16 protein-coding genes are annotated in these 12,658 nt (G+C 53.1%); all 16 read right to left on the bottom strand.

The window, feature by feature from the left end; translation table 11 throughout:
* Positions 1–217: 217 nt before the first annotated feature.
* Positions 218–457 (bottom strand): hypothetical protein, encoded by a 240-nt coding sequence (locus HY011_19205; protein ID MBI3425070.1) that lies wholly within the window; start codon positions 455–457, stop codon positions 218–220.
* 225 nt (positions 458–682) lie between these two features.
* Positions 683–1,528 carry a hypothetical protein gene (locus tag HY011_19200; GenBank protein MBI3425069.1) on the bottom strand — a complete coding sequence of 282 codons (846 nt, stop codon included), beginning with the start codon at positions 1,526–1,528 and terminating at the stop codon, positions 683–685.
* A 165-nt stretch (positions 1,529–1,693) separates the two neighbouring features.
* On the bottom strand, positions 1,694–2,857 hold the full coding sequence (locus tag HY011_19195) for a WG repeat-containing protein (protein ID MBI3425068.1): 1,164 nt from the start codon (positions 2,855–2,857) through the stop codon (positions 1,694–1,696).
* 206 nt (positions 2,858–3,063) lie between these two features.
* Positions 3,064–3,405, bottom strand: coding sequence for a type II toxin-antitoxin system PemK/MazF family toxin (locus tag HY011_19190; GenBank protein MBI3425067.1), 342 nt, complete (start codon positions 3,403–3,405; stop codon positions 3,064–3,066).
* On the bottom strand, positions 3,402–3,650 hold the full coding sequence (locus HY011_19185) for a toxin-antitoxin system protein (GenBank protein ID MBI3425066.1): 249 nt from the start codon (positions 3,648–3,650) through the stop codon (positions 3,402–3,404). The genes HY011_19190 and HY011_19185 overlap by 4 nt, the downstream gene beginning before the upstream one ends.
* Before the next feature lie 140 nt (positions 3,651–3,790).
* Entirely contained in the window at positions 3,791–4,201 is a 411-nt protein-coding gene (locus tag HY011_19180) for a hypothetical protein (protein ID MBI3425065.1), read from the bottom strand.
* Between the two features lie 481 nt (positions 4,202–4,682).
* Positions 4,683–5,048: a hypothetical protein gene (locus HY011_19175; GenBank protein MBI3425064.1), complete on the bottom strand. Its 366-nt coding sequence runs from the start codon at positions 5,046–5,048 to the stop codon at positions 4,683–4,685.
* 207 nt (positions 5,049–5,255) lie between these two features.
* A complete protein-coding gene (locus HY011_19170; protein ID MBI3425063.1) occupies positions 5,256–5,708 on the bottom strand; it encodes an SUF system NifU family Fe-S cluster assembly protein in 453 nt (150 codons plus the stop codon).
* Positions 5,709–5,784: 76 nt separating this feature from the next.
* A complete protein-coding gene (locus tag HY011_19165) occupies positions 5,785–7,041 on the bottom strand; it encodes a cysteine desulfurase (protein MBI3425062.1) in 1,257 nt (418 codons plus the stop codon).
* A gap of 13 nt (positions 7,042–7,054) precedes the next feature.
* Positions 7,055–7,429: a retroviral-like aspartic protease gene (locus HY011_19160; protein ID MBI3425061.1), complete on the bottom strand. Its 375-nt coding sequence runs from the start codon at positions 7,427–7,429 to the stop codon at positions 7,055–7,057.
* Between the two features lies 1 nt (position 7,430).
* Complete coding sequence (gene sufD / locus HY011_19155) at positions 7,431–8,717, bottom strand: Fe-S cluster assembly protein SufD (protein ID MBI3425060.1); 1,287 nt, start codon at positions 8,715–8,717, stop codon at positions 7,431–7,433.
* Between the two features lie 77 nt (positions 8,718–8,794).
* The gene (locus HY011_19150) at positions 8,795–9,229 is read right to left on the bottom strand and encodes a clan AA aspartic protease (protein MBI3425059.1); all 435 of its coding nucleotides are present in this window, start codon (positions 9,227–9,229) and stop codon (positions 8,795–8,797) included.
* Between the two features lie 15 nt (positions 9,230–9,244).
* Positions 9,245–10,003 (bottom strand): Fe-S cluster assembly ATPase SufC, encoded by a 759-nt coding sequence (gene sufC, locus HY011_19145; protein MBI3425058.1) that lies wholly within the window; start codon positions 10,001–10,003, stop codon positions 9,245–9,247.
* A gap of 27 nt (positions 10,004–10,030) precedes the next feature.
* Positions 10,031–10,468 carry a RidA family protein gene (locus HY011_19140; GenBank protein MBI3425057.1) on the bottom strand — a complete coding sequence of 146 codons (438 nt, stop codon included), beginning with the start codon at positions 10,466–10,468 and terminating at the stop codon, positions 10,031–10,033.
* Between the two features lie 19 nt (positions 10,469–10,487).
* The gene (sufB, locus tag HY011_19135) at positions 10,488–11,927 is read right to left on the bottom strand and encodes a Fe-S cluster assembly protein SufB (GenBank protein MBI3425056.1); all 1,440 of its coding nucleotides are present in this window, start codon (positions 11,925–11,927) and stop codon (positions 10,488–10,490) included.
* Positions 11,928–12,007: 80 nt separating this feature from the next.
* On the bottom strand, positions 12,008–12,511 hold the full coding sequence (locus HY011_19130) for an Rrf2 family transcriptional regulator (GenBank protein MBI3425055.1): 504 nt from the start codon (positions 12,509–12,511) through the stop codon (positions 12,008–12,010).
* Positions 12,512–12,658 lie beyond the last annotated feature (147 nt).

The following is a 12,658-nucleotide window of genomic DNA, read 5'->3' as shown; positions in this document are numbered from 1 at the left end:
GTGCTGGAAAAACTGACCCACCTGATTGCGACCTCATTGCCACAACAGCTTGCCTCGGTAAATACGTCCTAAAGCTAAATTCAACTACCACACTCTCAACACACAATCGGCAAAATCAAAGCGAGCCGCTAATCAAGTACGGTCAAACAAACAGCCGGACGAACTTTGGTTGCCGTCAAATCGTCGAACGGAAATGGCACAAGAACGATTTTATACTTCATAGGTCAAGTGGCTTTCCGTCTTTCAAAGAGTAAATATCTTCGTCCGGGTCGTTCAGAAAATCGAACACTTCGTTTTTTGAAGCCGCTTGCAGCCATTCGCGCTCGTCCAACTCTTCGCTTTCGGGAAACAACACGATAACTCGCACTAAAGTCGGCGTGTTAACGGAAAATGTTTCGTCAATGACGATTCTTCCGCTTTGTTCAATTGTTCCGGTGGTTTCAATTGCTGTTAGCATAATTTATGACCTCTCGAAGTCATTTTACCGAATTTCAGATAAAAGCGCGAATTTGCAAAACGAATTGTCCGTTCTTGTGCAAGACCTTTGGGAAAACCACGAAGCACCGAACACCGCATTAACCGTGCCGCGTCATCACCTCCAAACCGCATCGCTGCGGAAAGCGGCTACGGTTGAATGGATGTTCGGCTTGCTTAGGCAGTAGAGATGTATCAGATTTGCAATTTACTTATCCTCGCATCCCTTTTTACCCTCAATCCACTGATTGCCGGTTTTAGTGATTCTGAGTATACGTATCTCTCCTCCGACATCATCGGGGGTCGCCGTGGATTGAATCTCAATCAATTTGCGACATCCGCTTACAAGTCCCCACTTTCCCCAGAACATCGTGTCATCCAAATAACGGGACACAGCTTCTTGGTGGCCAATAATGAGACCGTTTGTGATAACTTGTATCGGTTTTATCCTGACAGGCTGAGTGGGCAGGTTAATAGTCTTAAAACCCTGATAGACAATTGTGGGAACCCCGTTCTCAATGCCGACAAAGATGGACTGAACAGCATGTCCGACATACTTTTCAGTGTAATACTGAATGTCCGTGGTTCTGATTTTTTCCAGGTCTTTTTTGAGCGGCTCTCTCAAGCGACTCGCAAAGATAGTCGCTTTTTCTTTCAGTGTTCGTCCGTCATTGGCAGCTTTAATTGCGACGGCGTACAAGTCCCCAGTCTCACTGCCACCCCAAAAGCCAGCTATCGCTATGAAGGCCCCTTTAGCTGTTCTTATTTTACAGGCCGTCTTATTAGACCTGGTCTTCGTAACGCTACCGTCTGCATTCGGGGTAATTGTTGTGACGCTTGCTGCACTGTCAGCAGCTATCACAACTTCGGTGCTAGTTCTTTTTGCGACAATACAAGTTTGCCCATAACTCGAAATACTCAGAAAGAAAAGAAACGCAATACCGCAAAGCCATTGATACGCAAACGGCAAGTCCCTAACGGTCCCGCCATTATACTTATGAACGTTAAGGCTTGGACTGGTTGCTTGGATAAGGATATTTATTCTAAGTCTCATTGGTATCATTTGCGGGGGCTATTTCTGTCTTAGTGGATTACAGAACTACGATGACAATGTTAAAAGCCGAACGGCCTGATTTACCGGGCGGCGCCCTCGCCTTGAAGCCACTCCGCCAAAGAAAGCCGCTCCGGTGGAATGGGTGTTAGATTTCGCCGATGATAGTTATCTTTCTCCCCAATACGTAAAAATCCTCGCGCCAGTAGTGCTTATATAAGCAAAAACCCCCTCTGCACTATTGCCTTTGGTATTGCTTCTTTTCTTGTCTGGCATTAGCTTTACATGGGCCACCCCTTTGAAGAAAGGGCTTGCTAAAGCAAACTTCTCTTCAATTGCTTGGTTGCCTTGCTTATCGATGTAATAGAAATACTCATATCTGAATTCTTGTTGGCTCCAACTGCTACTTACTACCGCAAGCCCATCTGAAAAATCATCTGCATACTTGTATTGTGGTTGAACAGCATATTCACCTTTATGATCAACGTATCCATACAAATCGCCCTGCCGCACGCGAGCCAGTCCGTCAGAGAATCGTTCGGCTTCATCGAATCGGGGCGGGATTACCGTTCGCCCTTGCTTGTCAATGTATCCCCACTTCTCCCCAATCTTGACCGGTGCTAGTCCCTCCGAAAACTCTTTCGCGTAGTCGTAACGTTGAATCGTGACGATAGAGCCGGACTTGTCAATGAAGGCGAACTTGCAGGCAGATACTTTCCCTTGAGCACTTTCACCAACCATCCGAACGTCCGGGCAAGGCCCGTTGCCAATATAAACACAGGGGCCTTCGACGACCACACGAGCCATCCCTTCGTTGAAGTCTGTTGCATGCAGAAATCGTGGCTGAATGACAAACTCCCCTGTGTGGTCGATGTAGCCATATTTTTTAGCGACCTCAATCATCGCCAACCCATCAGAAAATGAATGAACGTATCCTTTGGGATAAGTATCAAAACGTGGACTGATCACGAACTTTCCAGCTCGATCAATGTATCCCCATTTTTCACCATCCTTTCGCATGGCTACAGCAAGTCCCTCAGAGAAGTCCCAGCCTCGATAAAACCCTTTATCAATGACAAGTGTTCCCGATATGTCTGCATACTTGCCGTCGCTGACTCCTACTTCTAGCAACCCATCATGAAATTCACCACCGTAGTTTCCATACGCATTAAGCTTTGGTCGGAATAATATGTTTCCTGCTTGGTCAATGTATCCAGCCTTTCCTTTTTGTACAAAGCGGTATAACGGGTCAGCAGATTTGCTGTGATTTATCCAAATCAGGTAATCCCACTCGCACGCGGTAGATCCTCGCGTGATTATGAGAGTTATCAACAATAATCCTGTCACTAGCCTCAGGCTTTTTATTAAGCGTTTTCGTATGGAGTAAACTTTCATATGGTTCAAAAGAAATCTAACACCACGCTCACCGGGCGGCGGCCTTCGCTACCAAACCCATCGGCTACGAGAAGCCGCTCCGGGTGCAGCAGATGTTCGGCGCTGTTCGAGGTATCGAAAACTTCTCTGCAAACCAATGTGGCTTACAGGGAAAGAATTATGCGGAGCCGTTGCTCAACTTCATTCATCGTCTTGGCCGAGACTTTACCAAGCCGTCGCCCAAGCCTTTGAATCGAGATTGAACGAACGTCTTCACATTTGATGTAACTCGCTACCTGTAACCCGCCCTCAGGCGGCAACACCGGAACGTGCGAGCGGACGTTCTTGCTTTTCGATGTGATGGGAAGCACCACCACTAACTCAGCATGGCTCTGGTTAAACAGATCGTCGGAAATAATCAAAGCCGGTCTTGTTCCGGCTTGCTCTCTGCCGACAGTTGGGTCAAGCGTAGCCAGCCAAACCTCACCTCGCAATGGTTGGCTCATTTATTTTCAACTCCATCAAGCAAAGTATTGTCCCACAATGCCCGTTCTGCCAGTTCTTCTTGCCAAGCCGACGCGTCCTCTTTCAAAGCCTTGAAGTCTTGATTTAGTCCTTCCAGAAATCTGCGCCGCCGATATTGCTCTATCGCTTCTTCGATGATGGTTTGCATGGACTCTCCAATTTCAGCCGACAGGTGACGGAGCGTTTGATGTGTCGCACTGCTGATTCTGACTTGTGTGCTTGCCATAAATTCAACCTCCGAACCCAGTTTATGACTGGGCAGAAGTTATAGTCAACATAGTTGTCAACAGTTTTGTCACGGCGACAAATAAAGCCTGCCAAACAGCACATTCGGCAGGCTTTAGGAGAGTGAATGAGAGGCGTGGGCTATCGGGTCAAGTCAAATGTCCCTGATCCGCCGTCGCTGTCGTAGTAGGTTCCCTTGCCGCTTTGGCCATTAAAAGTGCCAGCGTAAACGGCGCGAAATTTTCCCTTGCCTGAATATTGTTCCTCTTTCTCGTATTCCACGATGGTGACAAGGTCGTGTGGCCTGGAACCCTCCTTCCGATAGAATTGCACGGTGACGTCGGCTTTGAATTGATTATCCGTGGTAGTGCTTGTGTTTCCGTTGATTAGCCTTGTGCCGTTATCCTTTTTCAATTTCCACATCCCTTGCAAGATTACGGTAGTGGCATTGCCTGCGCTGGTGTTATTGCCGTTTGAAGAGAGAACCTGCCGCCCAGCAAAAAGCGTGGCCGCAAGAACGATTCCGAAAACAACTGAGATTACTTTCCTCATGGTGATCGTTTGCTCCTTAAAGGTTAAGGGAGATGCTGCTTGATAACGCAATCAACGCGTTGTTATTGCTATCTACCTTCGTAGCATCTGCCGAACGCCATTGTGCAGCGGGCCGCGTCTTTCGCTCCAAGTTACTCGGCTACAGCAAGCGGCTCCGGTGCCACGGATGTTAGGCACTTTCCGAGTAACAAGACGCCTTCAAACCGCGACAGCGTGAAATAGAATTGAATCAATCAGCGTGCCGAAATAGCCCTGGCCCGCCTGACAACCTTCATCATCTCATCCTTTTCGCGGCGGGACAGGGCGGCATCTGGAAGCCGCGGTGCCGACAGTGTCTTGCTGTCTTTATCCCTTGTTACCTTTCGAGGGCCTAACATGTAATTAGGTTGCTACTTCAGGTTTCTGATAACGCAAACTTGTTTGAGCTATCAGAAACTTGTTTGTGTTATCAGAAACCAGTGAGTTTGTGTTATCAGAAACCTTAGCGGTTTGTGTTATCAGAAACCACAGGTTTTTGAATTCTACTTTTCAGCCTCAACTTACAAGCCTGATCGTAGCGTAACTCCCAAAGCTTGCGGGCTGGGTTCCATTTACCGCCAGCTTGTTTGACCTGGCGCTGCAACTCAGCCTCAGCAAATTCAACCCGCACGCCGACGAGCGTGGCGGGCGTGTAGCGCGGTGGTGGCGGCGTCCAAGCCGTTTCTTCGACGATCAGTTCAACGGTTTTATAACGTTTCCGTAATTGGTGATCATACCGGTAACGCATACAGTACAGCCGCTCGCCATACTGCTCGTGGAGCCGCTTGGCGCCTTTTTGTCCCGGTGTGATTTTACGTGTGGACAACATGGCCTGTCCTCAGAGTTGCTGCTTACGATTCTTATCAAGTTACGAGGCAAATGTAATAGCTACTGCTGAAAGCTCGCTGATTGACGCGCGCACTATAGGCGAGGGTTTGATGGAAGACAAGCGCGCCGGTCAGCCCGCAACGAAAAGGTAAGTTCACCTGCCGAAAGACGGTCAAAGGCAAGGCTGGGTGAGGTGGGAATAGGCTGGTTACTCGGTAGAAACGGCATCGTGACTGCCTTCCAACGCCGCGCGTAAGGTATGCCAGGATAAGCTGGCGCATTTGACGCGGGCCGGGAATTCGCGCACCCCGGCGAAGATTTTCAGGCGGCCCAGGTGGTTCTCGCCCGCTTCAGGGTCAAGCTCGCCTTTCACCATACGGTGGAATTCGTCAAACATCACTTCGGCTTCGGCCTTGGTTTTACCCTTGATGGCGGTCGTCATCATCGAGGCCGAGGCTTTGGAAATGGCGCAACCCTGGCCTTGAAAGGCGATGTCTTTGACCGTCTCGCCATCCAGTTCAAGGTACAGTTTCAGTTGATCGCCGCACAGCGGGTTGTAGCCTTCCTGCGTGCGGGTGGCCGTTTCCAGCACCTTGAAGTTGCGCGGTTTCTTGTTGTGGTCAAGGATGACCTGTTGGTAAAGCTCGGTTAAGTCAGACATGGTTTAGTTGGTAGTTGATAGTGGGCAGTTGATAGTTGGCTGGAACTGTCAACTGTTAACTGCCCACTATCAACTGTTAGGCAAAGACCTCGATGGCCTTTTGAATGCCTTCGGCCAGCGCGTCAATCTCGGCTTTCGTGTTGTAGAAGGCGAACGAGGCGCGCGCCGTCGCGGGCACGCCGAAGCGTTGCATCACCGGTTGCGCGCAATGATGCCCGGCGCGGATGGCGATGCCTTCCTGATCTAGAATCGTGCCGATGTCGTGCGGATGAATGCCGTCGAGCACACCTCCGATCACAAAAGACAGCACACTCGCCTTTTCGGGCGCGGTGCCGATGATACGCACGCCCTTGATTGCGCCGATGGTTTCGGTGGCGTAATCGAGCAGCTCTTGCTCATACGCCGCAATTGCATCCAGTCCGATGACGGTCAGGTAATCCAGTGCGACGCCCAGGCCGATGCCGCCTTCGATGTGCGGCGTGCCGGCTTCCAGGCGATGCGGCAGCGTGTTGTAGGTGGTTTTTTCAAAGGTCACCGACGCAATCATGTCGCCGCCGCCCTGCACGGGCGGCAGCGTGTTGAGCAACTCGCTCTTGCCATAAAGCACGCCGATGCCCGTCGGGCCACAGAGCTTGTGACCGCTGAACGCATAGAAATCGCAATCCAATGCGCGCACGTCCACTTTTAAGTGCGGCGCGGCTTGCGCGCCATCCAGCAGCACGGGGATGTCTTGCGCGTGGGCCAGTTCGATGATGCGTTTGACCGGATTGATCGTGCCGAGCGCGTTGGACATGTGCGCGACCGCAACCAGTTTCGTGCGCGCATTGAGCAGCGCCGCGTATTCATCCAGCAGCAATTCGCCCGCGTCATTGATCGGAATCACGCGCAGTTTTGCGCCCGTCGCTTCGCACAGCATCTGCCAAGGCACGATGTTGGAGTGATGTTCGAGCGCCGAGATGATGATCTCATCGCCCGCTTTGACGAACTTGCGCCCGAAGCTGAGCGCAACTAGGTTGAGGCTGTCGGTGGTGCCACGCGTGAAGATGATCTCGTGTTCCTCGGCGGCATTGATGAATTTTTGGATTTTGACGCGCGCGCCTTCGTATTCGCGCGTTGCCAGTTGGCTCAGGTAATGCACGCCGCGGTGTATGTTGGAATTTTGCTCGGTGTAATAACGCGTGAGCGCATCAATCACGACTTGCGGCTTTTGCGAAGTTGCGGCGTTGTCGAGGTAAACGAGCGGCTTGCCGTTCACGGTTTGTTGCAGGATGGGGAAGTCCTGGCGGATGCGGTCAATGTCAAAAGCTTTTTTGGTGTTCGTAGCTGCTTGCATAGGTGATTGCCGGTTACATCAAGATCATGCGGTTCGCCCGCGGGTCAGTAACGATCTGATCGTGCTCGAAGTCGAGTTTGATCCGCCATTTTTGCATCGTCGTTGCGCCGATGATCGCTTCCTCTGCCAAGCCGGGCACAACCATGAATTCATCTGTGAGGCGCAAATTGTTCAGATAGAAATCCAGACGAACGCTTTCCTCAATGCGAATGAAATGGCCTTTGTCGGCAGTCTTGACTTCGAGGGGATCAGGCAAGGCTTCCAAGTTGCCAAGTTTGGCAGCCACTTCTGGATTCAGGCACGAATAGGTTGAACCGCTATCAAACAAGGCCAGTAAATCGGCCCTTCCTTTTGAGCCGCGAAAATTAAGACTTTGTGTTAGTACCACGTCAATTTACCTCCAAACTCTGATGCAGCTTTGCGAGCACCGCGCGATCCAACGCCGTATGCACCGACGGCAGCTTGATCTTGCTGATGATGTGCTCGGCGAATCCATACGTCAGCAAGGCGCGGGCGCGTTCGGGCGAGAGGCCACGCGCCGCCAGGTAAAACAGCTCTTCGTCCTCCAACTGACCGACGGTCGCGCCGTGCGAGCATTTCACGTCATCGGCAAAAATCTCCAATTGCGGCTTGGTGTCAACGTGCGCCTGACTCGAGAGCAGCAGGTTCTTGTTCAACTGCTGCGCATCGGTCAGCAGCGCGCCTTTGCGCACGAAAACTTTGCCGTTGAATACGGCACGGCCCTGATCGTTCAAGATGCCTTTGTATACCTGATGGCTGGCGCCGTGCGGATGTGCGTGATCAATCGTCGTGTGGTTGTCGCAATGCTGTTTGCCGGTGACGACGTAAAGGCCGTCAATCGTGGTCTCGGTGCCTTCATCGCCGAGTACGACATTCAAATCGTGACGCGCGATGGCCCCGCCTAGCGAGATGGCGTAGGACGTGTAATTGCTGCCGCGCTCTTGATAAACCTGCGTCGTGGCGATGTGAAAGGCCTGTTCGCTTTCCTGCTGCAAGCGGTAATGCGTGACGACCGCGCCGTTTTGCGCGATGACCTCGGCCACCGCATTGGTAAAGTAAACGCCGTCTTTCCCCGCAGTGGGTAACGCAGCGTAGCTTTCGACCACGGTCGCAATCGTGCCCGCGCCCGCCACGATCAACACGCGCGGGTGTGCGACGGTCGCCTCCTTCGCGGTCGTCAAAAACAGCAGGTGAATCGGCGTCTCAACGGCCTGGCCATTCGGGAGATAAACAAGCGCGCCATCGCCCAGGCTGGCGGTGTTGAGCGCGGTGAAGACTTCGTCGTGATGATTGGCCTGCGTCGCCAGATGCGTGTGCACGGTTTTGGCGGCCTCGGCGGGCACTTGCGCCAGATTGCAGACCGTGATGCCACCGGGCAACGCGCTCAGGTCGGAAAGCTGCGGCGCATACAAGCCATTGACGAAAACCAACTGGCTGCGGCGCGTTTCAGCATAGGTGAACGGCGCGATGCGCTCTGCCGTGACGCCCTGCAAATCCGGATCAAGCAGTTGCCGAAAAGGCGTTTTCAGGATGGGCGCGACGCTGGTGTACTTCCACTCTTCGTACCGCAGGGTAGGGAAGTCGAGCGCCTCGAAACGTTCACCGGCTTTGTCGCGTAGGTTGGCGAGCCAAACCGGGTCTTGGCTTTCAGGCATTTCGGCGCGCGCCTTAGCGAGAAGTTTGTGCGCGGAGAAATAGTTTTCTTTTGCAGTCACAGTTTGCGGCATATAGCTCAAATCCGGGAAACTCCCAGCGTTTTGACTTTGTTGACGGCTTGGTCGGGGTGCGCCGGGTTGCGGATAACGCGGCGATTGGCGCAATCCACCAACATGTCGAGTTTTTCCAGCACCGTTTGTCCAATCAGCACTTCTTCGCCCAGCACCATTGCTTCGTCTGCTGTCTCGCGTCCGGCAATGTCTATCAACAACGGAGCCGTTAACCCTACCGATTCCTGGCGTCCATCGGCGTACTCAGCCGTGCGCTGTCCGCGGATGCGTATGCCCAGCCGTGCCACGACCTCAGGCGGCAAGATAGTGCAAACTGAACCTGAATCGGCTAAAGCATCCGCCTCATAACGACGCACTTGTTCCGCTGAAATATGACCGAGTTGCGCCAATTCCAAATCGGTCGCATTCGTCAACAGCACTTTGACTCTAGGTTCCCCCATGATTCACTCCTTGCGTTAAGCCGCCGCGCTCGCGCCCTTGATCCAATCGTAGCCTTTCTTCTCCAACTCCTTCGCCAACTCTTTGCCGCCCGATTTGACGATCTGGCCTTTATAAAGCACGTGAACGAAGTGCGGTTCGATGTAATCCAACAGGCGCTGATAGTGCGTCACCAGAATGATGGCGTTGTCTTTGTGCGCTAGCCTGTTGACGCCGCCCGCGACGATGCGCAGCGCGTCAATGTCCAGGCCCGAATCGGTTTCGTCCAGCACGGCCAGCTTCGGTTCGAGCACGGCCATTTGCAGAATTTCGTTGCGCTTTTTCTCGCCGCCCGAAAAGCCTTCGTTGACCGAACGGTTGATGAAGCTCTTGTCCATCTCGACGATCTTGATCTTCTCTTGAATCAGGTCATCGAATTCCAGCGGATCAAGTTCCTCGCGGCCTTCGTGCTTGGCTTTTTCGTTGTACGCCAGCCGCAAGAAATTGGCGTTGCTCACACCCGGAATTTCAATCGGGTATTGAAAGGCGAGGAAGACGCCCGCGCGGGCGCGCTCATCGGCGGCGAGTTCAAACAGGTTCCGGCCTTCAAACAACACCTCACCTTGCGTGACTTCGTAAGACGGATGCCCGGCCAGCACTTTGGCGAGCGTGCTCTTGCCCGAACCGTTCGGGCCCATGATGGCGTGGATTTCACCGGCTTTCACCGTCAGGTTCAAACCGCGCAAAATCTCTTTGCCATCAATCGTGGCGTGTAAGTTGCGAATCTCTAGCACTATGTTTTTCTCCAGCTTGATTCCTGTTCTTTAGTCTTCGACTTCGACAATCGCTTCGATCTCGACGGGTATCTGGTGTGGCAGCGAACCCATCCCCACCGCCGCGCGCGCGTGCCGTCCGGCTTCGCCGAAGACTTCGACGAACAAGTCGGAACAGCCGTTGATGACAAACGGATGCTCACCGAAATCGGGTGTCGCGTTGACCATGCCCAGCACCTTGACCACACGCTTGACCTTGCGCAGCGTGCCCAGTTCCTGCTTCAACACCGCCAGCAGGATCAGGCCGGTTTCGCGGGCGAATTGATAGGCCTGCTCCTTGGTGAAATCGTGGCCGACCTTGCCTTGCACCAGCACGCCTTTGCCGGCCAGATAAACCAGATTGCCGGTGCGCACGGCGTGAACATAGTTACCCGCCGCGTCGGGGACGGGCGGCAATGAAGCTTCGATTGCGATAAGTTTGTCTGTCATACGTGAACCTTTCGTTTGCTTAACCGACACTGCCTTCCAGTTTCATTCCCAGCAACCGCGTCGCCTCCACCGCAAACTCCATCGGCAACTCGCGGAAGACTTCTTTGCAAAAGCCGTTGATGATCATCGAGACGGCGTCCTCCGTCGCAATGCCGCGCTGGTTGAAATAGAAAAGCTGCTCTTCGCTGATCTTTGACGTAGACGCTTCGTGCTCCACCTTGGCCGTATTGTTACCGACTTCAATGTACGGAAACGTGTTCGCGCCACACTCACGGCCAATCAGCAGACTGTCGCATTGCGAATAGTTCCGCGCGTTCTCGGCTTTCGGCAAAATCTTGACTTGGCCGCGATAGCTGTTGTTCGAGCGCCCGGCCGAAATGCCTTTCGAGACAATACGGCTGCGCGTGTTTTTGCCGATGTGGATCATCTTCGTGCCCGTGTCGGCCTGTTGCATGTGGTTGGTCAGCGCAACCGAATAGAACTCGCCGATCGAATTGTCGCCCTGCAAAATGCAGCTTGGATACTTCCACGTAATCGCCGAACCCGTTTCCACCTGCGTCCACGAAATCTTGGAATTGACGCCCCGGCACGCGCCGCGCTTGGTCACGAAATTATAAATCCCGCCCTTGCCGTTCTCATCGCCCGCGTACCAGTTTTGTACCGTCGAATACTTGATCTCGGCGTTGTCGAGCGCGACCAATTCGACGACGGCGGCGTGCAACTGGTTCTTGTCGAATTTCGGCGCGGTACAGCCTTCGAGATATGAAACGTGCGAGCCTTCTTCCGCCACAATCAGCGTGCGCTCAAACTGGCCCGACTCAGAGTTGTTGATGCGGAAATACGACGACAACTCCATCGGACATTTCACGCCCTTCGGGATGAAGCAGAACGAGCCGTCCGAAAAGACCGCCGAATTCAACGCCGCAAAATAGTTGTCGGTGTATGGCACGACCGAGCCAATGTATTTCTTGATGATCTCTGGGTATTGATGCAGCGCCTCTGAGAACGAGCAGAAGATCACTCCCTCCTTCGCCAGCTTCTCCCGAAACGTCGTCGCCACCGAGACGCTGTCAAAGATCGCGTCCACCGCCACGTTCGCCAGCATTTTTTGCTCGTGCAACGGAATGCCCAGCTTCGCAAACGTATCCACTAACTCCGGGTCCACTTCGTCCATGCTCGCCAGCTTCTTTTTCGGCTTGGGCGCGGAGTAGTAAATGATGTCCTGGTAATCAATCTTGGGATAATGGACGTTGGCCCACTCCGGCTCCTCCATCGTCAGCCAATGGCGATAGGCCTTCAGCCGCCATTCCAGCATCCACGCCGGCTCGTTTTTCTTGGCCGAAATCGTGCGCACGATGTCTTCGTTCAAACCGCGCGGAATCGTTTCTGCCTCGATGTCGGTGACAAAGCCGTATTTGTATTCGCGATTGGCAAGTGCCTCGATTGCTGCTGTGCTCATCTTTTTTCCCTCAATCCAATACGCCTGACATAGATGACAAAAGAGTCAGGTTTAACTGCAAAAAAACAGCGAGCGAACTGTCAATTCACGCGCACTGACGCGGGTAAGGCGGCGGCGTTACGTGTCGGCGTGTTGATCTGGACGAACCGCATGTCCATGCCGCCGTTGAGCAAGGTCGTCAACGGAACCTTGTCAAAAACGCTGTTGACGAAATCGGTGATGCTCGTCCAGACGGGCTTTAACCCGCAATCGCCGTGGTGCACACAGGTGTCGTGCTGCCCCGTGAACTGGCCGCACAGTTCCTCTTCTGACTGAATGCCGCCCAGCACGCGCATCACTTCGCCCAATGAAATCGCGGCGGCAGAGCGCGACAGCTTGTAGCCGCCCTTCGGCCCGCGCACGCTTTCGACCAGGCCGCTGCGGCTCAGCATCCAGAGAATTTTTTCAACATACGCGACCGACAGCCCCTCGCGTTCGGCGATGTCGCGCACCAACAGCGTGCCTTCGCCCGCCGTTTCCTGCTCCTGCTTCGCCAACTGCAAGAGGCAGCGCATGCCGTATTCTTCTTGTGCCGTAATCTTCAAAATTTGTTTCCTGCTTGATTCCTGTGGGATCGAACTGTCCTTTAATTTCGCAGGCATCCTAACAAACAGATTTATACCTGACAAGGTTGTCGGGTATAAATCTGTTTGGCTGAAAAAAAGAAACCACGAAACGACGAAGAGCACGAA

This window comes from Acidobacteriota bacterium, from assembly GCA_016196035.1.
Lineage (GTDB): Bacteria > Acidobacteriota > Blastocatellia > RBC074 > RBC074 > JACPYM01.
This window is presented reverse-complemented; position numbering and strand designations above follow the sequence as displayed.

Coding starts and splice junctions, on each gene's coding strand:
- HY011_19150 (MBI3425059.1), bottom strand. CDS start 9,229: ATGGGGGAACCTAGAGTCAAAGTGCTGTTGACGAATGCGACCGATTTG.
- HY011_19170 (MBI3425063.1), bottom strand. CDS start 5,708: ATGTCTGACTTAACCGAGCTTTACCAACAGGTCATCCTTGACCACAAC.
- HY011_19180 (MBI3425065.1), bottom strand. CDS start 4,201: ATGAGGAAAGTAATCTCAGTTGTTTTCGGAATCGTTCTTGCGGCCACG.
- sufB (MBI3425056.1), bottom strand. CDS start 11,927: ATGAGCACAGCAGCAATCGAGGCACTTGCCAATCGCGAATACAAATAC.
- HY011_19200 (MBI3425069.1), bottom strand. CDS start 1,528: ATGAGACTTAGAATAAATATCCTTATCCAAGCAACCAGTCCAAGCCTT.
- HY011_19140 (MBI3425057.1), bottom strand. CDS start 10,468: ATGACAGACAAACTTATCGCAATCGAAGCTTCATTGCCGCCCGTCCCC.
- HY011_19165 (MBI3425062.1), bottom strand. CDS start 7,041: ATGCAAGCAGCTACGAACACCAAAAAAGCTTTTGACATTGACCGCATC.
- HY011_19185 (MBI3425066.1), bottom strand. CDS start 3,650: ATGGCAAGCACACAAGTCAGAATCAGCAGTGCGACACATCAAACGCTC.
- HY011_19175 (MBI3425064.1), bottom strand. CDS start 5,048: ATGTTGTCCACACGTAAAATCACACCGGGACAAAAAGGCGCCAAGCGG.
- sufD (MBI3425060.1), bottom strand. CDS start 8,717: ATGCCTGAAAGCCAAGACCCGGTTTGGCTCGCCAACCTACGCGACAAA.
- HY011_19205 (MBI3425070.1), bottom strand. CDS start 457: ATGCTAACAGCAATTGAAACCACCGGAACAATTGAACAAAGCGGAAGA.
- HY011_19190 (MBI3425067.1), bottom strand. CDS start 3,405: ATGAGCCAACCATTGCGAGGTGAGGTTTGGCTGGCTACGCTTGACCCA.